General features: G+C 72.2%; 21 protein-coding genes and 4 pseudogenes. 16 read left to right on the forward strand and 9 right to left on the reverse strand.

Going from position 1 to position 21884, the window contains the following annotated elements; all coding sequences use genetic code 11:
- Positions 1-101 precede the first annotated feature (101 nt).
- Positions 102-827, reverse strand: a pseudogene (locus B1L11_RS55065) (DEAD/DEAH box helicase); the annotation flags it as partial.
- 403 nt (positions 828-1230) lie between these two features.
- On the opposite strand from B1L11_RS55065, the gene B1L11_RS23085 reads away from it, so the two are divergent.
- From B1L11_RS23085 to B1L11_RS23100, 4 genes are all read left to right on the forward strand, one after another.
- Positions 1231-1581, forward strand: coding sequence for an STAS domain-containing protein (locus B1L11_RS23085; RefSeq protein WP_030506779.1), 351 nt, complete (start codon positions 1231-1233; stop codon positions 1579-1581).
- A 19-nt stretch (positions 1582-1600) separates the two neighbouring features.
- A complete protein-coding gene (locus B1L11_RS23090; protein ID WP_079316414.1) occupies positions 1601-2029 on the forward strand; it encodes an ATP-binding protein in 429 nt (142 codons plus the stop codon).
- 407 nt (positions 2030-2436) lie between these two features.
- Entirely contained in the window at positions 2437-4770 is a 2334-nt protein-coding gene (locus B1L11_RS23095) for a sodium-translocating pyrophosphatase (RefSeq protein ID WP_079316415.1), read from the forward strand.
- Positions 4771-4934: 164 nt separating this feature from the next.
- A complete protein-coding gene (locus tag B1L11_RS23100) occupies positions 4935-5396 on the forward strand; it encodes a histidine phosphatase family protein (protein ID WP_256862809.1) in 462 nt (153 codons plus the stop codon).
- A 158-nt stretch (positions 5397-5554) separates the two neighbouring features.
- Here the strand turns inward: B1L11_RS23100 and B1L11_RS23105 are convergent, their stop codons facing one another.
- Entirely contained in the window at positions 5555-6130 is a 576-nt protein-coding gene (locus B1L11_RS23105) for a hypothetical protein (protein ID WP_079316416.1), read from the reverse strand.
- Positions 6131-6279: 149 nt separating this feature from the next.
- On the opposite strand from B1L11_RS23105, the gene B1L11_RS23110 reads away from it, so the two are divergent.
- Positions 6280-7617 carry an FUSC family protein gene (locus tag B1L11_RS23110; RefSeq protein ID WP_079316417.1) on the forward strand — a complete coding sequence of 446 codons (1338 nt, stop codon included), beginning with the start codon at positions 6280-6282 and terminating at the stop codon, positions 7615-7617.
- On the opposite strand, the gene serB is transcribed toward B1L11_RS23110, so the two are convergent.
- The gene (gene serB / locus B1L11_RS23115; RefSeq protein WP_256862810.1) at positions 7542-8765 is read right to left on the reverse strand and encodes a phosphoserine phosphatase SerB; all 1224 of its coding nucleotides are present in this window, start codon (positions 8763-8765) and stop codon (positions 7542-7544) included. The genes B1L11_RS23110 and serB overlap by 76 nt on opposite strands.
- Positions 8766-8967: 202 nt before the next feature.
- On the opposite strand from serB, the gene B1L11_RS23120 reads away from it, so the two are divergent.
- Both B1L11_RS23120 and B1L11_RS23125 read left to right on the forward strand, forming a co-directional pair.
- Positions 8968-9702, forward strand: coding sequence for a GNAT family N-acetyltransferase (locus B1L11_RS23120; RefSeq protein WP_079316418.1), 735 nt, complete (start codon positions 8968-8970; stop codon positions 9700-9702).
- On the forward strand, positions 9699-10625 hold the full coding sequence (locus tag B1L11_RS23125; protein WP_179155282.1) for a 1-acyl-sn-glycerol-3-phosphate acyltransferase: 927 nt from the start codon (positions 9699-9701) through the stop codon (positions 10623-10625). The genes B1L11_RS23120 and B1L11_RS23125 overlap by 4 nt, the downstream gene beginning before the upstream one ends.
- 72 nt (positions 10626-10697) lie before the next feature.
- Here B1L11_RS23125 and B1L11_RS47050 read toward each other — a convergent pair whose 3' ends face one another.
- The 4 genes and pseudogenes from B1L11_RS47050 to B1L11_RS23140 all read right to left on the reverse strand — a co-directional run.
- Positions 10698-11279 carry a hypothetical protein gene (locus B1L11_RS47050; RefSeq protein WP_179155276.1) on the reverse strand — a complete coding sequence of 194 codons (582 nt, stop codon included), beginning with the start codon at positions 11277-11279 and terminating at the stop codon, positions 10698-10700.
- A gap of 41 nt (positions 11280-11320) precedes the next feature.
- Positions 11321-12073 (reverse strand): S-adenosylmethionine:tRNA ribosyltransferase-isomerase, encoded by a 753-nt coding sequence (locus B1L11_RS23135; protein ID WP_256862814.1) that lies wholly within the window; start codon positions 12071-12073, stop codon positions 11321-11323.
- A gap of 98 nt (positions 12074-12171) precedes the next feature.
- Positions 12172-12372, reverse strand: a pseudogene (locus B1L11_RS51690) (S-adenosylmethionine:tRNA ribosyltransferase-isomerase); the annotation flags it as partial.
- A gap of 118 nt (positions 12373-12490) precedes the next feature.
- Positions 12491-13030: pseudogene (locus B1L11_RS23140) on the reverse strand (SDR family NAD(P)-dependent oxidoreductase); the annotation flags it as partial.
- Positions 13031-13155: 125 nt separating this feature from the next.
- Here B1L11_RS23140 and B1L11_RS23145 point away from each other — a divergent pair.
- Complete coding sequence (locus B1L11_RS23145) at positions 13156-14319, forward strand: GAF domain-containing sensor histidine kinase (protein ID WP_079316420.1); 1164 nt, start codon at positions 13156-13158, stop codon at positions 14317-14319.
- The gene (locus tag B1L11_RS23150; RefSeq protein WP_079316421.1) at positions 14316-14939 is read left to right on the forward strand and encodes a response regulator transcription factor; all 624 of its coding nucleotides are present in this window, start codon (positions 14316-14318) and stop codon (positions 14937-14939) included. The genes B1L11_RS23145 and B1L11_RS23150 overlap by 4 nt, the downstream gene beginning before the upstream one ends.
- A 12-nt stretch (positions 14940-14951) precedes the next feature.
- Here the strand turns inward: B1L11_RS23150 and B1L11_RS23155 are convergent, their stop codons facing one another.
- On the reverse strand, positions 14952-16190 hold the full coding sequence (locus B1L11_RS23155; RefSeq protein ID WP_079316422.1) for an amidohydrolase family protein: 1239 nt from the start codon (positions 16188-16190) through the stop codon (positions 14952-14954).
- A gap of 179 nt (positions 16191-16369) precedes the next feature.
- Between B1L11_RS23155 and B1L11_RS23160 the strand changes: the two genes are divergently transcribed.
- From B1L11_RS23160 to B1L11_RS23175, 5 genes and pseudogenes are all read left to right on the forward strand, one after another.
- Positions 16370-16849 (forward strand): MarR family winged helix-turn-helix transcriptional regulator, encoded by a 480-nt coding sequence (locus tag B1L11_RS23160; protein WP_143737472.1) that lies wholly within the window; start codon positions 16370-16372, stop codon positions 16847-16849.
- 186 nt (positions 16850-17035) lie between these two features.
- Positions 17036-17092: pseudogene (locus B1L11_RS51695) on the forward strand (MarR family transcriptional regulator); the annotation flags it as partial.
- Positions 17093-17151: 59 nt separating this feature from the next.
- Positions 17152-17343, forward strand: coding sequence for a hypothetical protein (locus B1L11_RS51700; RefSeq protein WP_256862815.1), 192 nt, complete (start codon positions 17152-17154; stop codon positions 17341-17343).
- Between the two features lie 84 nt (positions 17344-17427).
- Positions 17428-18519, forward strand: a complete 1092-nt coding sequence (locus B1L11_RS23170) for an NAD(P)/FAD-dependent oxidoreductase (protein ID WP_079316424.1) — start codon at positions 17428-17430, stop codon at positions 18517-18519.
- A 40-nt stretch (positions 18520-18559) separates the two neighbouring features.
- Entirely contained in the window at positions 18560-19468 is a 909-nt protein-coding gene (locus B1L11_RS23175; RefSeq protein WP_079316425.1) for an LLM class flavin-dependent oxidoreductase, read from the forward strand.
- Between the two features lie 18 nt (positions 19469-19486).
- On the opposite strand, the gene B1L11_RS23180 is transcribed toward B1L11_RS23175, so the two are convergent.
- Positions 19487-20212 carry a hypothetical protein gene (locus B1L11_RS23180; protein WP_372974713.1) on the reverse strand — a complete coding sequence of 242 codons (726 nt, stop codon included), beginning with the start codon at positions 20210-20212 and terminating at the stop codon, positions 19487-19489.
- A 71-nt stretch (positions 20213-20283) separates the two neighbouring features.
- On the opposite strand from B1L11_RS23180, the gene B1L11_RS23185 reads away from it, so the two are divergent.
- On the forward strand, positions 20284-21072 hold the full coding sequence (locus tag B1L11_RS23185) for an ABC transporter ATP-binding protein (protein ID WP_079316427.1): 789 nt from the start codon (positions 20284-20286) through the stop codon (positions 21070-21072).
- Between the two features lie 60 nt (positions 21073-21132).
- A complete protein-coding gene (locus tag B1L11_RS23190) occupies positions 21133-21882 on the forward strand; it encodes a sulfite exporter TauE/SafE family protein (RefSeq protein WP_079316428.1) in 750 nt (249 codons plus the stop codon).
- Positions 21883-21884: the final 2 nt, after the last annotated feature.

A 21884-nucleotide genomic window follows, 5' to 3' on the forward strand; every position in this document is an offset into this window, starting at 1 on the left:
CCCACAGCGCCCCCGGCAGCGTCACCGAAAGACCCGCCGTCGCCCGCGCCCTCGACGTCCCCCCCATACGGCGCGGGCCCGGCGTCGAGGAGGGCCTCGACCTCCTCCAGCGTGCGGCGGGCGGTGAGGGCCACGGTCTCCGCGGCGCGGCGGGAGCGGACGAACGCGAGAGTGCGCACGTCCTCGATCACGAGGTCCGCCAGGAGGTCGGCCGCCTCGGCCGTGGCCGTACGGCGGACCGGGGCCCCGCTCTCCCCGCGTAAATCGGTCAGAGGCGGCTCCCACAGGGCGAAGGTGGTCGAACCCCGGGGGGAGGCGTCCGTGGTCACCTCGGCCATCTCAAGGCCGGTCAGGCGCACTCCCGCGGCGGCGGGGTCGCTCGCGGTGGCCGACGCCAGCAGGAACACCGGGGAGGAGCCGTACCTGGCGGCGACCCGGCGCAGCCGGCGCAGGATCTGGGCGACGTGGGAACCGAACACCCCCCGGTAGCCGTGGCACTCGTCCACGACCACGAGGCGCAGCCGCCGCCAGAAGGACGACCAGGACGAGTGCCGGGGCAGAATCGACCTGTGCAGCATGTCCGGGTTGGTCAGCACGTAGTTGGCGTTCTGGCGGACCCACCGGCGTTCCTCGGGCGGCGTGTCGCCGTCGTACGTCGCGGCGCGCACCTGCGTCAGCCGCAGCTTCCGCAGGGCCCTGAGCTGGTCGGCGGCGAGCGCCTTGGTCGGGGTGAGATACAGCACGGTGCCGCCGGAGAAGATCTCCGTGACGGCCGGGATCAGGTAGGCCAGGGACTTTCCGGACGCGGTCCCTGTGGCAATGATCACGTTTTGGCCACGTTTAACCAGCTCGGCGGCCTTAAGCTGGTGTTCCCACAGGCCGGAGACTCCCTGCAGACGCAGTCGGGAGACCAGCAGATCAGGGGCCCATTCGGGCCATCTTGCCTCACCTGCCTGACGTGCTGGAACATGCTCCACATGAGTCACGCGCCCCCGGCGTGCGGGAACCGCGAGCAGGCGGGTGAGAAGGTCGCCTGTTCGGGCAGAGGACGAAGAAGTCGGAGTCACTGGTTTCCAGTTTGGCATCTGCGGGGAGAGTCGCCCGGAGTCGTGATTTCGTATAGACACGGAGTCGTAGCGTGGTTGAATGCCGCGCATCGGGTCGTGCCTCTGGACTACCAGGATGCATGACCTGTATCGAGACCTACGCAAGTAAGGCGCTGGAGGATCTGTGGATCTGAAGTTGGACCACCATTCCGAGGACAATCTCACCATCGTCGATGTCGAGGGTGAGATCGACGTCTACACCGCGCCCAGACTGCGTGAGCTGCTGATCGACCTGGTCAACAAGGGCAACTTCCACCTGCTCGTGAACATGGAGAAGGTGGACTTCCTCGACTCCACGGGCCTTGGCGTGCTGGTCGGCGGCCTCAAGCGGGTGCGGGCGCACGACGGTTCCCTGGAGCTCGTCTGCACGCAGGAGCGCATCCTGAAGATCTTCCGCATCACCGGCTTGACGAAGGTCTTCGGGATCTACGCCTCGGTCGAGGAGGCCAAGGAAGCCCACGGCCGGGACAAGTGACGGCCGGGGATTCAGCAACATGGCCACCGTCGAGCTGACGTTCAGCGCTCTGCCCGCCCACGTGCGTACGGCCCGGCTGGTCGCCACGGCCATCGCCCGGCGTACGGGAGTGGCGGAGGCGATCCTGGACGAGGTGCGGCTCGCCGTCGGAGAGGCGTGCTCGCGGGCTGTGGAGGCGCACCGCCTCCACTGCCCGGGGGAGCCGGTACGCATCGAGTTACGCGATGACGCGGGGCGTTTCGAGGTGACGGTCACCGACGCCGCCCCGAGCGAGGACGTGACGCCCCAGGTGCTGGAGGCGAACGGCAGCCTCATGCCCGAGATCGACAATCTGGGCATCGCGGTCATCGCGGGGCTGGCCGACGACGTCGAGGTGCTCCCCGGGCCGAAGGGCATGCGGATCCGCATGAGCTGGCCCGCGTCTCCCAACGGCGTCGCCGCCCTCTGACCTTCGAGAGCCTTCGAGGCAAGACCTTCGAGCAGATCGAGTGTCGCCCCCCGGCGTGGCACTCGATCTTTTGCTATGTCAGCCCTAATTTCGGCCTGCCCGAAACTAGGAACAAGGCAGTACCGTAACCAGGGCGACCATCGCCGCCACGCCCCTGACTCCGCTGGTCAAAGCACCTTCATAGCGGTGCAAATGTTCGTCCATTACTGGACGCCGCTTCGATTACGAGGCGCGAGGGCCTTCATATCCGTGGCGTCGCTGCGTAGACTCCCGGCACCGGCCAAGGTATTGCGGATGCAACCGGAAGCGGCACTTGCCAACCCGCCCGGAAGCGCCGCACGGCCAGTGGGTTCGTCCAGCGTCGTCCGGGCAGGGAGACCGAAACCCCGTCTGGCCGAGGAGGACGGATGTCTGCCTTGCACGCCGCTGGCGAAGGCGCAGCGGTAGCTCTGAACGGTTCCCATCTCACTCTTGTCATAGTCGTCGCCGTCGTGGCTCTGCTCGCTCTGGCCGTCGCGGGCGGCCTGGTGCGCGAGGTGCTCGCCGCCGGGCAGGGCACCGAGCGAATGCAGAACATCGCGCGTGCCGTGCAGCAGGGCGCCGCCGCGTATCTCGCGCGGCAGTTCCGGACGCTTGCGATATTCGTCGTCATCATTCCGTTCCTGCTTCTGTTGCTCCCGGCCGGCTCGACCGGCGAGCGAATCGGCCGGTCCGTCTTCTTCGTCGTCGGCGCGGTGTTCTCCGCACTGACCGGTTTCATCGGCATGTGGCTCGCCGTACGCGGAAACGTCCGCGTCGCGTCCGCCGCCCGCGAGTCGGGTGAGAGGACCGCGATGCGCATCGCGTTCCGCACGGGCGGTGTCGCCGGCATGTTCACGGTCGGCCTGGGCCTGCTGGGCGCCGCGATCGTCGTGCTGGTCTACAAGGGCGACGCGCCGAACGTCCTCGAGGGGTTCGGCTTCGGCGCCGCGCTGCTCGCGATGTTCATGCGTGTCGGCGGCGGCATCTTCACCAAGGCCGCCGACGTCGGCGCCGACCTGGTCGGCAAGGTCGAGCAGGGCATCCCGGAGGACGACCCGCGCAACGCCGCCACCATCGCCGACAACGTGGGTGACAACGTCGGCGACTGCGCCGGCATGGCCGCCGACCTGTTCGAGTCGTACGCCGTCACCCTGGTCGCGAGCCTGATCCTGGGCAAGGCGGCCTTCGGCACCGAGGGCCTGGTCTTCCCGCTGATCGTCCCCATGATCGGCGTGATCACCGCCGTCATCGGCATCTTCACCACCTCGCCGCGCGGACGGGACCGTTCCGGCATGGCCGCCATCAACCGCGGCTTCTTCATCTCCGCCGCCATCTCGGCCGTGCTGGTGGCCGTCGCGGCGTTCGCGTACCTCCCGTCGAGCTTCGCCGAACTGTCCGGCGCCTCCGCGGACGTCGCCGCGCTCAGCGCAGACCCGCGCCTGATCGCCATCGGCGCGGTGCTCGTGGGCCTGGTCCTGGCCAGCGCCATCCAGATCCTCACCGGCTACTTCACCGAGACCAACCGGCGCCCGGTGCGTGAGATCGGCGAGAGCTCGCTCACCGGCCCCGCCACCGTCATCCTGTCCGGCATCTCGGTCGGCCTGGAGTCCGCGGTCTACTCGGCGCTGCTGATCGGCGGCGCGGTCTACGGCGCGTTCCTGCTCGGCTTCGGCAACGTGACCGTGGCGCTGTTCGCCGTGGCCCTCGCCGGCACCGGCCTGCTGACCACGGTCGGCGTGATCGTGTCCATGGACACCTTCGGCCCGGTCTCCGACAACGCCCAGGGCATCGCCGAGATGTCGGGCGACGTTGAGGGCGAGGGCGCCCGCGTCCTCACCTCCCTGGACGCGGTCGGCAACACCACCAAGGCCATCACCAAGGGCATCGCGATCGCGACCGCCGTGCTCGCGGCGACCGCGCTGTTCGGCTCGTTCCGCACCGCGGTCGAGGGCGAGCTGGCCAAGGCGACGCAGGGCGTGAAGAACGCCCTGGGCTCGTTCGCCAACTTCAGCCTCTCGGTGGACGCACCCAACGCCCTGGTGGGCCTCGTCGTCGGCGCGGCCGTGGTGTTCCTGTTCTCCGGCCTCGCGATCAGCGCCGTAGGCCGCGCCGCCGGCCGGGTCGTGTACGAGGTGCGCGAGCAGTTCCGCACCAAGCCGGGGATCATGGACGGCAGCGAGCTGCCGGACTACGGCCGCGTGGTGGACATCTGCACCCGTGACTCGCTGCGCGAGCTCGCGACCCCCGGCCTGCTCGCCGTGCTGACCCCGATCGCGGTCGGCTTCGCGCTCGGGTACGCGCCGCTCGGCGCCTACCTGGCCGGCGCCATCGCGGCCGGAACGCTGATGGCGGTGTTCCTCGCCAACTCCGGTGGCGCCTGGGACAACGCCAAGAAGCTGGTCGAGGACGGCCACCACGGCGGCAAGGGCTCGGAGGCGCACGCCGCCACCGTGATCGGCGACACCGTCGGCGACCCGTTCAAGGACACCGCCGGCCCGGCCATCAACCCGCTGATCAAGGTGATGAACCTGGTCGCGCTGCTGATCGCCCCGGCCGTCGTCGCGTACGCCGACAACGTCGCGGTCCGCGTCACCGCGACGGTCGTCGCGGTGGCGGTCGTCGTCGGCGCCGTGGTCGTCTCCAAGCGCCGCGCCACGGGCATCGCCCCGTCCGGCGAGGCCGACGAGGCGTCCCGCACCACGGAGCCCGTCGCCCACTGAGAACGCACCCGTCCTGAAGGTCCCCTGCTCCTGGAGCGGGGGACCTTCTCCATACACTGAGCACTTATGGACAAGCCGAACGGGGGCAGGACGCTGGCGATGATCCTGCTGACCATGGCGGTGATGATCGCCGTGATCGTGGGCCTCGCCATCTGGGCCATGCCATGAGCGCCCGGACGCTCGTCGTGGTCAGGCACGCCAAAGCCGGCCACGCGCCCGGCCTCCCGGACAGCGAACGTCCGCTCACCCCCGGCGGTGAACGGGACGCCCGGGCGGCGGGGGAGGAGATCCGGCGATTCGCCCCCGGACTTGTCCTGTGCTCGCCGTCGGTCCGCACCCGCAGCACCGCCGAACTGCTCGGCCTCGACGCCCCCGTCGAGATCGAACGCGACATCTACGAGGCGTACCCCGACGACCTGCTCGGCGTGCTGCGCCGTACGGACGGGGAGATCACGTCGGTGGTGCTCGTCGGCCACAACCCGGGCGTGCACGAGCTCGTCGCTGCCCTGACGGACGCCAGGATCGACGGCTTCCCGCCCGGCGCGTACGCGGTGATCGAGCTGGACGTGCCGTGGGAGGACGCCGCCCCCGGCACCGGACGGCTGGTCCATCTGAGCCACCCCTGATTGCGGCCCGGCGAGGCGGGTAGTAAGAAGCGCCTGCCGCTCAGGAACGTCGTGCTCGCCAGGGCGCCGAGGCTGGAGGATCCGCGCCTCGCGCTCGGCTTCGGCCTGACCGGAGCCGCCTGCCTGGTGATCCCGCTGCTCACGGGCCTGCTCACCGGTCACCCTGCGGGCGGCGCGACGGTCGGCCTCGGCGCGTGGCTGGTCGCGGCGCGGGCCATCGCGAACCCCTCGGGCGTGCGCACGCCGTATCTGCTCGGCGTCGTGCTGTCGGTCGGCGTGGGGACGTCGCTGGGGATCCTGCTGTCGGGCAGCAGCTGGCTCATGGTCCTGATCGCCTCGGCCCTGGCCGGGATCGGCGGCCTGGTGCGCCCGATCGGCGTCACCCCGGCGCTCACGCTGCTGCTGACCGCCGCCAACCCGCTGCCGCTCGACCCCTGCCGCACACGGGCCTGCAACTGCTCGGCGGTCTGCTGGCGGCCGTCCTGCTCACCCTGCCCTGGCCGTGGCGGCGCACCCGCCCGGTCGTCACGATGCTGGGCGAGACGGCCGACACCCTGGCCGGGCTGGTCGAGGCCGTGGCCGACCCCGCGGTGGGCCAGGACGAGTGGGACGAGCGCCGCAGGAAGGCCGCCGACGCCATCGCCGAGGTCCGTACGGCCCGGGCCCGCCGCCTGCGGTGGGAGCGGTCGCGGGCGGCGGAGGACGTCGCGGTCGCGTTGCGCCGGGTGTTCCACGAGATCGTGGCGTTGCGCGGGCTGTGCGACACGCTGGCCAGGCGTGCGCCCGGCGCGGCGGACGAGGCGAAGCTCGGCGACCTCGTGGACTCGCTGTCCGCGTCGCTGCGGGCCTACCTGGCCGAGTGCCCGCCCGAGCACCTGCCGTCGTGGACTTCGGCGATCGGGTCGACCGGCTGCGCGACCGGGCCGCGGGCGGCGAGCGCGAGATGGTCGTGCTCGTCCTCCTCCGGCAGATCGCCCACAGCGCCGGACGGATCCGGGAGGCGCTCGACGGCTCCGCCGAGGCGGCCCGCCGCCTGTGCGCGCCCGGCCTCGGCCCCGCTCTCGACATGGCCACGCTGGCGGTCCCCCCGCCGCTCGCCTTCGACGACCCGCGCGTGCGGCACGCCCTGCGGGTCGTGCTCGGCACCGCCTTCGCCTCGATCGTCATCGTGCTGTTCAAGCCCGCGTTCCCGCACTGGCTGGTGATCGCGGTGCTGGTCACCATCCAGCCGACGTACGGGGAGACGCGGGCCAAGGTGTGGGCGCGGGTGGGCGGCAGCACGGCGGGCGGGCTGGTCTCGGCCGCCATCCTGCACATCACGCCGGGTCACTGGCTGCTCGTCGCGCTGATCGGGGTGTCGGCCGCGCTGGCGTTCGGCCTGGCCCCGACGCATCAGGCCTACTGGGCGACGTTCATGACGATGTGCGTGCTGCTGCTGCTCGACTTCCAGGTGCCGCAGACCGCGCGGATCGCCGAGTCGCGGGTCGTGCTGACCGTCGTCGGCGGCGTCATCGCCATCGCGTGCGCGCGGCTGCTGTGGCCGCGGGGGGAGACCGAACGGCTGGCCGAACGGGTCGGCCGGATGCTCGACTCGCACGCGGCGGTCGCCCGGACGCTCGCGCAGCTGGCCAGGGGGAAGGCGGGCGCCGAGCGGGCCGAGGAACGGATCAGGAAGGCCGCGGTGGACGCCGAGATGGTCGTGGGGGCGCTCGGCTACATTGCCAAGGAGCCGGGCGGCACGGCCCCCGATGCCGTCGAGGTGGCCCTGGAGGCCGCCCAGCGGGTCCGCGACGACCTGCTGACGCTGATCTCGGTGCTGCGCGACGAGCCGACCGGCGCCGGGCCGGTCCCCGACGTCCTGGAGGCCGTGGCCGGCCATCTGCGGGCCGCCGCGCAGGCCGTGCGGGGGCGGGAGCCGTACGAGCCGGCGGCGGAGGCGAGCCGGGGCTCGCGGACGACGCCGTGTGGGTCGGCGCCCAGGCCGAGCGACGGCTCACCGAGCTGGAGACGGACGCGACCGAGCCGGGCTCGGGGCGGGCGCTGCTGCGCACCGCCGCCGTCGACCAGGCGCTGCGCTCGCTGGACGCCGACGCCGTACGGCTGTGCGCGGCGGCGGCCGGCGCCTTCGCGAGCAGGCCCTGAGGTTCAGGTCGTGGCGGACGGCATGCCGTCCTCGGCGTCGGCCGCCTCGACCTCCTCACGGGAGATGCCGAGCAGGTAGAGGATCGAGTCGAGGTACGGCACGTTGACCGCGGTGTCGGCGGCCTGCCGCACGATGGGCTTGGCGTTGAACGCGATGCCGAGCCCGGCGACGGCGAACATGTCGAGGTCGTTGGCGCCGTCGCCGATGGCGACGGTCTGGCTCAGCGGGATGCCCGACTCGGCGGCGAAGCGCTCCAGCGCGCGGGCCTTGCCCGGCCGGTCCACGATCTCGCCCACGACCCGGCCGGTGAGCCGGCCGTCCACGACCTCAAGGGTGTTGGCGGCCGAGTAGTCGATGCCGAGGTCGGCCACGAGGGAGTCGGTGATCTGGGTGAAGCCGCCGCTGACGATGGCGAAGCGGTAGTCGAGCCGCTTGAGGGTCCGCACCAGCGTGCGCGCGCCGGGGGTGAGGACGACCTCCTTGACGACCTTCTCGAAGACCTCCTCCGACAGCCCTTCGAGCAGCGCGACCCGCCTGACCAGCGACTCGGCGAAGTCGAGCTCGCCGCGCATGGCCTCGTCGGTGACCCGGGCGACCTCGTCCAGGCAGCCGGCGTGCCGGGCCAGCAGCTCGATGACCTCGTTCTGGATCAGCGTCGAGTCGACGTCCATCACGATGAGGCGCTTGGCGCGGCGGTGCAGGCCGCTGCGCTGCACGGCCACGTCCACCTGCTGCGCCGCCGCCTCGGCGGCCAGTTCCGCGCGCATCGCCTGGGGGTCGGCGCCGGACACGGCGAGCTCGATGCACGTCACCGGGTAGCTCGAGAGCCGTTCGATCCTGTCGATGTTGGCGCCGCTCGCCGCGATCCGGCCGGCGATCCCGGCCATGGCGGCGGGCAGCAGCGGCGCGCCCAGGACGGTGACGTGCAGCCGTCCGCGCCGTCGTTTCTCCTTGGAGGTCGTGCCGGTGGCGATCTCCAGGTCCATGTCGAGGTCGGCGGCGACCTGCTCGACGGCCGTCCACAGGCCGCCGATCGTTCCTCCGGTGCCGGTGGGCGGCCCCCCGGCGTACGCGACGAGCACGCCCAGGGTGAGGCGGCCTCGGATGACGACCTGCTCCACGTCGGCCACGACGACCGGGAACCCGGCCAGTACGGAGAACAGCCGCGAGGTGACGCCCGGGCGATCCGGACCGGTCAGCGTGATCAGGAGCGTGCGCTGGTTCACGTTGTTTGAGGTTACTGCGCGGCTTGTCATGAGCGCGCACGAGGTTCACGATGCGGACGCCTTCATGCCCCCGCCCTGAGGTTCCGCTGTCATTTCCGCATGTCGTCATGGTGGTGGGCCGCGAAGCAGGCCAGGCCGGGACGCTCTGCGCCGTCCGCCTCATCGTGGCCGGCACCCCCCGCCGAGGAAGGACGCGACGCGCATGACGATCTCCCTGCAGTCTGGACAATCCCTTGGCTCCGGCCGGTACACCGTCGGGCTCGCCGAGAGCGCCGCCGACCTGCGTGCCGCCCAGCGCCTGCGGTACGAGGTGTTCGCGGGGGAGATGGGCGCCCGGCTCGACTCCCCGCTGAGCGGGCTCGACGTCGAACCGCTCGACGCGTACTGCGACCACCTCCTCGTGCGCGAGGGTGACACGGTGGTCGGCACCTACCGCCTGCTGCCGCCCCGCCGTTCCGACCGCCTCTACTCCGACTCCGAGTTCGACCTCGGCGCGCTGAAGGGCCTGCGCGGCGACCTGGTCGAGGCCGGGCGCACGTGTGTGCACCCCGACCACCGCGGCGGCGCGGTCGTCGCTCTGATGTGGGCCGGGATCGCGCACTACATGACCAGCCGCGGGCACTCCTGGCTGGCGGGCTGCTGCTCGGTGCCCCTGGACGACGGCGGCGCGGTCGCCGCCGGTGTCGTCGACCGGGTTCAGCTGGGGCCCGAGGAGTACCGCGTCACGCCGCACACGCCCTGGCGCGACGCCGGGATCTCCCGCCCCGACCGGTTCGTGCTGCCGCCGCTGCTGCGCGGTTACCTGCGTCTCGGCGCGTGGATCTGCGGCGCTCCCGCGTACGATCCGGACTTCGGCACGGCGGACTTCTTCGTGCTGCTCTCCGTGGCCGACGCCGACCCCCGCTACCTGCGGCACTTCCTGGGAGGGACGCGGTGAGCGCCGTCGCGCACCTGCCGGTGGCCTCCTCCGCCTGGCTGCCGGTGTCTCCCTGCGCGCCGGATGTCTGCCTGCGTCCGCAGACGCGTACGGCCGGCCTCCTCCGCCGGGCCGCCCGCCTGGCGGGCGCGGCCGCCGTGCTGCTCGCCGGTCTGCCGATCGCGCTCGCGCTGGGCCGTACGGCACGGCGCGGGGCGGTCACGAGGCGCTGGTCGCGTCTGCTGCTGCGGGCCCTCGGCGTCAGGATCGTGACGCGCCGCGGGTTCTCCTGCATCGGGGGCTCGGTGCGGGCGCGAGCCGTGCCGGGGGAGGACGGGCCCGCCCTGCTCGTCGGCAACCACGTCTCCTGGCTCGACCCCCTGGTCATCACGGCGACCTTCGCCTGCCGCCCGCTGGCGAAGGCGGAGGTGGGCAGGTGGCCGATCGTCGGCACGCTCGCCGCCGGGGGCGGGGCGCTGTTCATCGACAGGGACAGGCTGTCCGCCCTGCCGGGGGTCGTCGCGGACATGACCGCCGCGTTGCGGCGCGGCGAGAGCGTGGCCGCGTTCCCCGAGGGCACGACGTGGTGCGGACGCGAGATGGGGCGCTTCCGGCCCGCCGTCTTCCAGGCGGCGCTCGACGCGGGGGTGCCGGTGCGGCCGGTGGCGCTGCGATTCCTCGAGGGTGCTGGGGAGCGGGCCGCTCTTTCCACCCGGCCGTCGTACGTCGGGGACGACACGCTGCTGGCGTCGGTTCTGCGGATCGTCGCGACCAGGGACCTCGTCGCGGAGGTGACGGTCTTCCCCGCCGTACGGCTGGACCGCCCGGCCGCGTACGGCGGGCGCGCCCACCGGAGGGAGGCGCGGGCGGCGCTGGCGCGGATCGCCGAGGCTCAGGTCAGAACGGGTCTCATGGAGCCCGAGGAGCAGGCCGTGGCGGCCTGACAGGGCTGCCCCACGATCGTCGCGCCTGCCCGGGGAGGCCGGGCGGGCGCCGTGGGTTGCATCAGAAGGAACTCAGCGGGTGATCGTGCTCTTCGACTTCACCCAGCCGATGCTGTCGCCGAACTCGCTGAGCAGTTCCCTGGGGTCGGTGTTCAGCGACGTGTCGACGACCGCGCCGCCGAAGTAGCCGTAGAGCTTGCCGCGGGCGGACCCGCTCACCTGGGCCTTCGCCCAGAACGTGTAGCTCCCGCCCTTCTTGAGGCCGGGCAGCACGCACAGCGCGCGGGTCCGCTCCCGCGTGCACTGCTCGTGGTAGTGGGTGCCGCGCGGGACGTAGATCCGGGTCTTGGTGACGTTCTTGGGGAACTTGACCGCCAGGAAGATCTCGTCGGTCCTGGTCCTGAGCTTGTTGATGAGCCTGACCTTGAACGACACCACGCGCCCGGCACGGACGCTGTAGGGGAAACTGACCTGGATGCGGACGGGCGCCGAGGCCGCCTTGGTGGCCGAGGCGGACGCCGTGGTCGCGGTGGTCGCCGTGGTCGCGGTGGACGAGGCCGACGCGGCGGAGGCGGGCGCGCCGGACGCGACCAGCGCGCCCGCGGCCAGTGGCACGGCCAGCAGCGCGATCGGCTTGCCGATGAGGGTACGCATGCGGTCAGCCTTGACGATCGAGATCACGGTTCGATCACGTATCAGAGGATGAGATGGCTGTCGCCGAACTCGTGCCAGAGATAGCCCTCCTCGATCGCCGCCTCGTACGAGCGGGCCAGCACGCCGGTCCCGGTGATCGCCGACAGCATCATCAGGTGGCTGGAGCGGGGCTCGTGCAGGCCCGTGACGAGGCCGTCCACCGCTCGCACGCCTCCCGCCGGCGTGACGACGTGCGAGGTCCAGCCCGACGCCGCCCGCACCGTGCCCGGGGCGGAGGTGCCGAGGGCGGCGGTCTCCAGAGCCCGTACGACGGTCGTGCCGACGGCGATCACCCGGCCCCCGTGCTCGCGGGTGATGTTCACCAGCCGTGCCGTCCGAGGGGAGACCGAGAACCACTCGGGGTAGGGCGGTTCGTCCTTCTCCGGAGACGCGACCCCGGTGTGCAGCGTGATCGGTGCGACGCCGATCCCCCGGGCGACCAGGGCGGTGACGAGTTCCGGCGTGAACGGCCGGCCGGCGCTGGGCATCTCCGCGCTGCCCGGCTCGATCCCGAAGACCGTCTGGTAGTCGGCGAGCGGCCAGTCGCGCCCCACATAGCCGTACCGGATGGGCACGCCGTGCGCGGCGAGGTAGGAGAGCACGTCGCGGTCCAGGTGGGCACGCCACAGGCGCGGCGTCTCCTGCGCCAGCAGGCGCAGCGTGGCCCCTCCCGGCAACGGCAGCCACTCGCCGGGCGCGCGCCGGAGTAGGGCTCCGTCGCCGTCGCCGTACGGCGGCGCAGTTCGACCAGCCACTCGCCGGACGCGAGGCGGCCGGAGAAGTGGACGGCCAGCCGGTCGAGCCGCACCGCCGCGGGCAGGGTGGCGGAGTTGTTGACCACCAGCAGGTCGCCGGGGGACAGCAGCGACGGCAGGTCGGCGAAGACGTGGTGGGTGATCTCGCCGGTGTCGCGGCGGGACACCAGCAGCCTGACCTCGTCGCGGCGCAGCCCGCGCGCCTCCGGCGGTTCGTGCGCCTCGAGCGGCGCCGTCAGCGCGAACTCGAACGACCCTGCCGCCCCGTACGGCCGGATCGCCGAATCGGGGGTGCTCATTCCAGTTCCCCTCTCGTGAAGCGGCCGGGGGCGGGCGGGCGCCCACGAGGCGCAGCAGCGCCGGGGCGACGCTCTCGGGCGGCGGCGCGGCCCCGGCCTCCTCGGGGCCGACGGCGTCCGCGAGCATGCGGGTGCGCATCTCGCCCGGGTCCACCCACCAGACGGCCACGTCGGGCTCCTCGGCCGCGAGGACGTTCGACACCTGGTCGAGGGCGGCCTTGGTCGCGCCGTAGCCGCCCCAGCCCTCGTACGCCTCGACGGCCGCGTCGGAGGAGATGTTGAGGATCGCGCCCCGCCGCTTGCGCAGCGCGGGCAGCGTCGCCTGGACCAGCGCGAGCGGCGCGATCACGTTCGTCTCGAACAGCGCGCGCAGCGCGTCCAGCGGATAGTCGGCGAGCCGGGGCAGCGGGGCGGGACCGAGCCCGCTCGCGTTGTTGACGAGGAGGTCCAGTTCGGGCACGGACTCGGCGAGCCTGGCCACGTGCGCGGGATCGGCGACGTCTCCGGGGATGGCCCGGGCGCCGAGGTCGAAGGCCGCCGACATGAGGTCCTCCTCGCCGCGCGCGGTGAGGAGGAGCGACCAGCCGTCGGCGGCGAGCGCCTTGGCGAGAGCGAGTCCCAGCCCTCGCGACGCTCCGGTGATGAGTGCCTGCTTCATGCGCTTCACGTTAGGAATCGGCACGTCAGGGACACATCGGACCGAGGTCCTGCCGTCGCTCGGCAGTTGGGTCTAGGTCCCCCGGCCGACGCGGGCCAGTTGGCGGTGCACCTAGTCTGTGTCCCGTGCCCGAGCCTGCCGACCCTGCTTCCGCGTCCGCGCGGGACCGCGACGCGGTGCTGCACGCGGTCAGCTCGGCCGTGCTCGCCGTCACCCGTCACCTGTCGGTCCGCGAGGTCCTCCAGGTCATCGTGCGGTCCGCGGCGCGGCTGCTCGACGCGAAATACGCCGCGCTCGGCGTGCCGGACGACGACGGCGCGTTCGCCGAGTTCGTGGCCGAGGGCATCTCCGACGAGCAGTGGGCGGCCATCGGGCCCACCCCGCGCCAGCACGGCATGCTGGGCGCGATGCTCCGCGAGGGGACGCCGGTGCGGCTGGCCGACATCCGCAGGGACCCCCGGTTCGAGTGGTGGCCGAAGGCCCATCCCATCCTCAAGGACTTCCTCGGTGTGCCGATCATGGACGGCGGCACGGTCCTCGGGATCATCTTCCTGTCCAACAAGCGGACGCCCGGCGGGTTCGACGAGGCCGACGAGGAACTGCTGACGTTGTTCGCGGCGCACGCCGCCATCGCGATCACCAACGCCCGGCTGTACGAGCGGGGGCGCGAGCTCACGGTCGTCGAGGAACGCACCCGGATGGCCCGCGAGCTGCACGACGCCGTCAGCCAGAAACTGTTCTCGCTGCGGCTGACCGCGCGGGCCGCCGCCGCGCTCGCCCGTACGGACCCCGAGCGGGCGGCCGAGGCGATCGAACGGGTCGAGCGGATGGCGGGAGAGGCGCTGACCGAGCTGCGCGCGGTGATCGTGGAGCTGCGGCCGGCCGAGCTGGACCGGCACGGCCTGGTGGAGAGCCTGCGTAAGCAGGTGGCCCTCCTCGACCGCCTGCACCCCATGACGATCGCCTTCACCGCCGAGGGCGAGGCGCCCGACGACCTCGACCTCGATCTGGCGCCCGAGATCGAGGTCGCCGTGCTGCGGGTCGCCCAGGAGGCCCTGCACAACGCCGTGCGGCACGCCAGGGCCGACCGCATCGACGTACGGCTCGCGCATCGGGAGGCCGCGCTGGTGCTCGAGGTGACCGACGACGGCGCCGGATTCGATGAGGCGGGAGTGCACGGCTTGGGGCTGCCGTCGATGAGCGACCGGGCCCAGGCCGTGGGCGGCACGCTGACGGTCTCCTCCGCGCCCGGCCGCGGCACGACCGTACGACTGGAGGTGCCCGCGTGATCCGCGTGCTCATCGCCGACGACCACCCCGTCGTACGGCAGGGCTTGCGTACGTTCCTGGAGATCCAGGAGGACATCAGCGTCGTGGGGGAGGCGGCCGACGGCGCCGAGGCGGTCGAGATGACCGGCGCGCTCGCCCCCGACGTGCTGCTGCTCGACCTGAAGATGCCGGTGCTCGACGGCCTGGGCGCGCTCGCGGAGCTGTCCGGCCGGGACGTGCGGGTGATCGTCCTCACCTCGGTCAGCGACCGCGGCGACGTGGCCCCGGCCATGCGGGCGGGCGCGGCGGGCTTCCTCTACAAGGACGTGGACCCCGGCGCCCTCGTCCAGGCGATCCGGGCCGTGTACGGCGGGCAGGTTCTGCTCGCGCCGGAGGCAGCCGAGGCGATGCTGGCCGGCCCGGCGGACCGCGAGCACGACGGAGCGGGGTCCTCCCTGACCGATCGGGAACGCGAGGTGCTGCGGCTGCTCGCCGCCGGCCGTTCGAACCGCGAGATCGCCCGCGAGCTCGCGGTGGCGGAGAAGACCGTGAAGACCCACGTCTCCAACGTGCTCATGAAGCTCGGCGTGCAGGACCGCACCCAGGCCGCGCTCTACGCCGTACGCCACGGCCTGGCCTGAGCGCCCGCCGGCTCACGCCGCCAGCCGGGCGCCGCGTCGCCAGACGGCCCGGATGTTCAGGGTGTCGCCGATGGCCGTGGTGGGGTCGCCGTCGACCAGGAGGAGGTCGGCGCGCAGCCCCGGGGCGATGCGCCCGCGGTCGTCCAGCCCGAACCGCCGGGCGGTGGCGGCGGTCGCCGCGTGGAGCGCCGCGGACGGGGCGAGACCGGCGCGGACGAGGTATCCCAGTTCGTGGTGCACGCTCGCGCCGTGGGCCAGCCCGCCGAGGAACGGCACGGGAATGGAGGTGTCGGTGCCGACGAGGACGTCGACGCCGGCCTCGTGCAGGGCCGCGACGGACGCCAGCACGTCGTCGAGCCTGCCCTGCGGGTAGCGGTTGAAGCTGCCGCGCAGGGTCTTGTCCCAGCGGTCGTCGAGACGCCTGCTCGCCCGCGGGTCGTCGGCCAGCGCCTCGCCGGTCATCCCCATCAGTGAGGCGTTCAGGCACACGCACGCGACGACGAAGGCGCCGGAGTCGGCGATCATCCGGATGATCTCGGGGGTGTGCGGGCGGTCCATGAACAGGTGGGCGAGGCCGTCCACGCCCGCCTCGATCGCCATGCGGGTGGCGTCGACGGTGAGCGCGTGGGCGATGGCGAGCATCCCGTGCCGGTGGGCCTCTGCGACGCCGGCGTCCAGTGTCGCCTGGTCGAGCATGGGGAGGCCCGGGTGCCCCTCGACGGTCCCGTCGTCGATCATGAACTTGATGTAGTCCGAGCCGGAAGCCACGAGACGAGGGATCCACGCCACCGCCTCCTCGGGGGTGGTCACGTGCGGTTCCGGGGGAGGGCCGGCCTGCCACCGGTCATCCGGCGCGCCGCTCCCGATGAAGGGGCGGATGTCGAAGTCCTCGGGGACCAGTTCGCTGGGATGCCCGCCCGGCGCTGTGAGGCCGAAGCCGGCGGAGCGGACGTCGGCGAGCGTGTCGTCGTCCTCGATGTGGGCGCGGCCGTGCCGGGTGTGCCCGCCCTGCATCTCGAGTTCCGTCGTCACGCCGAACGTCAGGGCGAGCGCGAGGGAGTCCTCGCTGGTGTGGACGTGGGCATCGATCAGGCCGGGGAGGAGGGTCGCCCCGGCGGCGTCGACGACCTCGGCGTCGGAGGGCATGTCCCCTCCCACGGCGAGGATCCGCCCGTCGCCGACGAGCACACCGGCGGGGCCGATGGGCCTCTCGCCGTCGAACACCCGGGCGTTGACGATGGCTGTCTTCATGGTCCGTCCAGTCTGCCGAGCTGATGCATAGGTCCCTATGTAAACAGATGCATAGGGTCCTATGCAACGGGCGCGTACGGTGTCGGTAGCCTTTTGCCGGGCGGTGGACGGGCCACCCCACACGGACGCGCCGTCACGTGCCCATGCCGGACGGCCGGTCGAGCGGGAAAGAGGCGCCGATGGAGGGCGAGGGGGAGCAGTGGGTTCCGGAGCGCTATGCGGCGTTCTGGATCAACCACTCGTCGAGAAAAGTGACCCGCCTCCATGAGCTGCGGCTGCGCCCCCTCGGGCTGAGCATGGCCAACGCCGCGGTGCTTCTGACGCTGGCCGAAGACGGCCCGCTGTCGCAGAAGGACCTGACCCGGTTGGCACGGGTCGAACAGCCGACGATGGCGGAGATGCTGTCGCGGATGGAGCGCGACGGCCTGGTGTGCCGGCAGCGCAATCCCCGTGACCGGCGGGGCAGCCTCTTCTCCGTCACCGACCTGGCGCGCAGCCGGCTCGACCTGGTGCGCGAGGCACTGCTGCAGGGGGAGCGGGACGCGCTGTCCGGTCTCACCGCCGAGGAGGCGGAGCAACTGATCCGGCTGCTCCGGCGCGTGGCCGGCAACGTGGACCAGGCCGCAGCCCCGCTCCAGTCACCGGAGAGAAAAGGGTAGTTCGCCTCACGAATTGGTTACCCTGGACCGGTGAGCAAGAATGCCGACGGCCAGATGGGGACGGTGGCCGCGCTGGTGCGGTCCACGTTCCTGGTGAACGCCGTGTACGCGGATTCCGCCCGAGAGTACGGACTCACCCAGCAGCAGGGGCAGTTGCTGTGCGTCCTGATGGCGCAGCCCTACGGCATGAGCGAGCTGGGCGGGATACTCGGCCTGGCGAAGTCGAGCCTGACCGGCCTGGTGGACCGCAGCGAGCGCAACGGACTGGTCCAGCGCACCCCCGACCCCCAGGACTCCCGCGCGTGCGGGTGTCGCTCACCAGGCAGGGCGCCAGGCTGGCCGACGAGTTCTACACCGAGACCTGCCGCCGCGTCGAGGAACTGGCCTCGGGGCTGGCGCCGGCGGAGCGCGACACGCTCGCCGCCCTGCTCGGCCGCGTCGTGACGGACAACAAGGTCCCCACCGTCTTCCTGGAACCGGACTCCACGCGCTGAATTCGAGACGGGTTGCAGTTCGTGCCACGAACTAATATGGTTCGTAGCACGAACTGCAGCTCTTCTTTCGTTGGAGCGTGAATCATGAGTCGTACGGTCGTGGTCGTCGGCGGAGGTTACGGTGGTTCCGCGGTCGCCAAGGCGCTGGACGCCGAGGCCGACGTCGTCCTCATCGACCCCCGGGACGCGTTCGTCAACACGGCCGGCTCCCTGCGGGCACTGACCCGGCCCGACTGGGCGGGCGCCATGTTCTTCCCCTACGACCAGTGGCTCAGGCGCGGCAGCGTGGTGCGCGAGCGGGCGGTCTCGGTGGACCCCGGCGGCGTCACCCTGGCCTCGGGCCGGCGGATCGAGGCCGACTACCTGGTGCTGGCCACCGGCTCCAGCTACGCCTACCCGGCCAAACCAGCGTCCGACTCGATGGACGAGGTCATGGACGACCTGCGCCGGACCCACAAGGAACTGGCCGGCGCCGAGCGGGTGCTGATCCTCGGCGCGGGGCCGGTCGGCCTGGAACTCGCCGGCGAGATCAAGGAGGTCTGGCCGAACAAGCACGTGACCGTCCTGGACCCGGCCGAGCGACTGCTGGCCGCCTTCCCCGAGGAGATGCGCAGGGAACTGCACCGCCAGCTCGACGAGCTGGACATCCACCTGCGGCTGGGTGCCACCTTGACCACGACTCCGCCGACCGAACCCGCCCAGGCGGAGACCTTCACGGTCACGACGACCGGCGGGGAGGAGATCACCGCCGACATCTGGTTCCGTGCGCACGGCGTTCACGTCAACAGCGACTACCTCGCCGACGGCCGGCTGACGGCGCGTACCCCGCGGGGGCAGGTTCCCGTCACCGAAACCCTCAACGTCCAGGGATACGAGCACGTCTACGCCATCGGCGACATCACCGACGTCCCCGAGGCCAAGATGGCCGGGTACGCGATGCAGCACGCCGAGGTGGTGGCCCGGAACATCCTCGCCCAGATGCGCGGCGAGCGGCCGGAGGCCACCTACCAGCCGCTGCCCTACCCCATGATCCTGCTCCCGCTCGGCCCGCGTGGCGGTGTCGGCCAGTTGCCCTCCCCGGAAGGACCGGTCGTCGTCCCGGCCGAGACCGTGTCGGCGTACAAGGGGGCCGACCTGTTCACCGGCCGCTTCACCGAACAGTTCGGCGCCGCCTGACATGAACGACACGCCTGTACGCACACAGAAAGGCAGAACAATGCCCGCACATGACGTCGTCTTCGGTTTCGGCGCGCACTCCGTCATCGACGACATACCCGAGCTGCTGCGCATGGCCCAGCAGGCCGACCGGGACGGGCTCGACATCTTCACGTTGTCGGACCATCCCTACATCGGCGGGCGTGTGGACGCCTACGCCGCGCTCGGCTTCATCCTCGGGCGTACGGAGCACATCGCCGGTTTCGCCAACGTCACCAACCTGCCGACCCGGCCCGCCCCCATGCTGGCCAGGATGGTGACGTCGTTGTCGGCCCTGTCGGGCGGCCGGGTCGTGCTCGGCATGGGCGCGGGCGGGTTGTGGGATCGCATCGCCGACATGGGGGTGCCGCGGCTGACGCCAGGCGACGCCGTGGACGCCTTCGAGGAGGCGATCGTCCTGGTCAAGCTGCTGTCGGGCGGTGGTCCTCCGGTCACCTACCAGGGCACGCACTACCAGGTGAACCACATAGAGCCGGCCCCCGTGCCCGCGCCGCCCGTGTGGACCGGATCGGTCGGCCGCAAATCCCTGGCCGCCACCGGCCGGGTGGCCGACGGCTGGATCCCCGGCCACGCGGCCGACTGGCTCAGCGAGCGCTACCGCACGTCGCGGCCGGTCATCGACGAGGCGGCCGCGTCCGTCGGCCGCGATCCGGGCGAGATCCGCACGGTCTTCAACTTCCCCGGGCGCATCACCGACCGCCCGCTGCCCGCCACCCGCGACTCCGAGGGCCGCTGGATCGGCGGTTCCGTCGGCCAGTGGGTCGAGGAGCTGACCGGTGCCGTGCTGGAGCACGGCGCGTCGGGCTTCACGCTCTTCTCCGCCGACCACGGCGCCCCCGACCCCACCCTCCTGGCCCGCTGGGCCCAGGAGGTCGTGCCCGCCGTCCGCGAGGCGATCGCGAAGCGGTGAGCCCGGTCGGGGCGCGCGTCAGACCTGGGATTCGACGATCGCGTTGTGGGCGGCCACCCTGGCCCGCCGTACGGCCCGGTCGAGATCGCGCAGGGCCTGCCCCCGGGCGGCGACCTGCCCGGAGGTGAGCCCTCGCTCGTCGGCGAGGCGGAGCGCCACCGACAGCCGGGCGGCGAGGGCGCCGACCCGGTGCGCCCTCCCGGGATAGCCGGGGGCGAGGGCATCGCCCGCGCGGTCGAGCGTGTCCGGCGCCGGGAAGCCCTGAGCCGGGCCGCCCACGCCGAGCAGCGCCTCGGTGGCGGCCATCATGGCCGTCCGCAGCGCCTGCTCCGCCTCGGCCAGCGACGGCACGTCGGGCGGCACGGCCGACGCCTCGGCCACGGTCCAGCGGATTCCGGAGTACGACGAGCCGCGCCGGTCGGCGGACGGCACGAGACCGAGGCACCGGCCGGGCAGCACGGCCACGGCGGCCTGGCCCGCGTCGATCGCGGCGCCGTTGAAGGCGGGCGGGCCGGTGAGCCCGAGCGGGTCGCCGGGGATCGGCAGGGCCAGCCGGAACGCGTCGAGCCCCTCGATCCGACGGTCGACGAGGTAGGCGAGCAGGGGGGTCTCGACGTCATCCGCCGCCACCACCTGCGGCCCGGCCTCGCGCTCGACGCGGTCGAGGGCGTGCTCCAGGCTCACGTGTCCCCCGAGCCAGGCATTGCCCCAGGCGACGAGCGTGGCGGAGATCGGTGAATCGATGCGCACCCGATCCACGATATGTGGTCGGACTGCCATAGTTTTATCTCAGCGAACCACGGGAGGGGGACCACATGGGCGGTCAGGTGCTTCAGCTTCAGGACGTGGCCGTCCGCAGGGACGGCGCCGCCCTGCTGCGCGGCATCGACTGGAGCGTCCGGGAAGACGAGCGCTGGGTGGTGATCGGGCCGAACGGAGCGGGGAAGACGACGCTGCTCCAGGTGGCCGCGTCGCTGCTGTTCCCGTCCGAGGGTTCGGTGGAGATCCTCGGCGAGCGGCTCGGCCAGACGGACGTGTTCGACCTGCGGCCCCGGATCGGCCTGGCCAGCGCGGCCCTGTCGGAGCGCATCCCGCCGGACGAGAAGGTCATCGACCTCGTGCTCACCGCGTCGTACGCGATCCTGGGCCGGTGGACGGAGGAGTACGACTCCCACGACGTCACCCGGGCGGTCGAGCTCATCGACCAGCTCGGCTGCGCCCACCTGATCCGGCGGCGCTTCGGGACGCTGTCGGAGGGCGAGCGCAAGCGGGTGCAGATCGCCCGGGCGCTCATGCCGGACCCCGAGCTGCTGCTGCTCGACGAGCCCGCAGCCGGGCTCGACGTCGCGGGCCGCGAGGATCTCGTACGCCGCCTCGGCGCGCTGGCCCGCGACCCGAAGTCGCCCACGATGGTGCTGGTCACCCACCATGTCGAGGAGATCCCGGCCGGGTTCACCCACGTGCTGCTGCTGCGGCACGGCTCGGTCGTCGACCAGGGGCCGATCGACTCGGTGATGACGCCGGAGAACCTGTCCGCGACCTTCGGCGTGCCGCTGCACCTCGACCGCGGCCAGGAGGGCCGCTGGTACGCCCGTCCCCTCTGACCTCCACGCAGAGCCCGGAGCCTACCCTTGGCGGATAGCCGTTCCAAGGGAGAGGTGCGAGTGACGCCGTGGGAGGCGGCCGCGGTCTTCGCGGCCGGTGTCGGGGCCGGGGCCATCAACGCCGTCGTGGGATCGGGTTCGCTCATCACGTTCCCGACGATGCTGGCCGTCGGCTTCCCGCCGATCGTCGCGAACGTGTCCAACAACGTCGGGCTCGTCCCCGGCGGCGTGACCGGCGTGCTCGGCTACCGCGCCGAGCTCAAGGGTCAGCGTGAGCGGCTGCTCCGGCTCGGCGTCGCGTCCGTGATCGGCTCGCTCGCCGGCGGGGTGCTGCTCCTGCTCCTCCCCGCCGAGGCGTTCAAGGTCATCGTCCCGGTGCTCATCGCGGTCGCCTGCCTCCTCGTGGTGTTCCAGCCGAGGATCAACGAGTGGCTGGCCGTACGGCGCAGGCCGCACCCCCACGGCGGGCCGTGGCTGTGGCTGGGCGTCCTGGGCGCCGGCATGTACGGCGGCTACTTCGGCGCCGCCCAGGGCATCGTGCTCATCGGCCTGCTCGGCAGCTTCCTCGACGAGGACCTGCAACGGGTGAACGCGGCGAAGAACCTGCTGTCGCTGCTGGTCAACGCCACGGCGGCGGTGCTGTTCGCGTTCATCGCGCCGGTGGACTGGGCCGCCGTGCTGATGGTCGCGCTCGGCTCGGCCGTCGGCGGCTTCCTCGGCGCCCGCGTGGGCCGCCGACTGCCCGCACCCTTGCTGCGGGGATTCATTGTTGTCGTCGGGATCGTGGCGATAGTGAAGCTGGTGTCCTGAAA

The organism is Microbispora sp. GKU 823, assembly GCF_002027145.1.
GTDB lineage: Bacteria > Actinomycetota > Actinomycetes > Streptosporangiales > Streptosporangiaceae > Microbispora > Microbispora siamensis.

Bases quoted from the DNA above. Each gene is read 5' to 3' on its own strand.
- B1L11_RS23090 (WP_079316414.1), top strand. From the start codon at position 1,601: ATGGCCACCGTCGAGCTGACGTTCAGCGCTCTGCCCGCCCACGTGCGT.
- B1L11_RS23095 (WP_079316415.1), top strand. From the start codon at position 2,437: ATGTCTGCCTTGCACGCCGCTGGCGAAGGCGCAGCGGTAGCTCTGAAC.
- B1L11_RS23100 (WP_256862809.1), top strand. From the start codon at position 4,935: ATGAGCGCCCGGACGCTCGTCGTGGTCAGGCACGCCAAAGCCGGCCAC.
- B1L11_RS23120 (WP_079316418.1), top strand. From the start codon at position 8,968: ATGACGATCTCCCTGCAGTCTGGACAATCCCTTGGCTCCGGCCGGTAC.
- B1L11_RS47050 (WP_179155276.1), bottom strand. From the start codon at position 11,279: ATGCGTACCCTCATCGGCAAGCCGATCGCGCTGCTGGCCGTGCCACTG.
- B1L11_RS23155 (WP_079316422.1), bottom strand. From the start codon at position 16,190: ATGAAGACAGCCATCGTCAACGCCCGGGTGTTCGACGGCGAGAGGCCC.
- B1L11_RS23160 (WP_143737472.1), top strand. From the start codon at position 16,370: ATGGAGGGCGAGGGGGAGCAGTGGGTTCCGGAGCGCTATGCGGCGTTC.
- B1L11_RS23170 (WP_079316424.1), top strand. From the start codon at position 17,428: ATGAGTCGTACGGTCGTGGTCGTCGGCGGAGGTTACGGTGGTTCCGCG.
- B1L11_RS23175 (WP_079316425.1), top strand. From the start codon at position 18,560: ATGCCCGCACATGACGTCGTCTTCGGTTTCGGCGCGCACTCCGTCATC.
- B1L11_RS23185 (WP_079316427.1), top strand. From the start codon at position 20,284: ATGGGCGGTCAGGTGCTTCAGCTTCAGGACGTGGCCGTCCGCAGGGAC.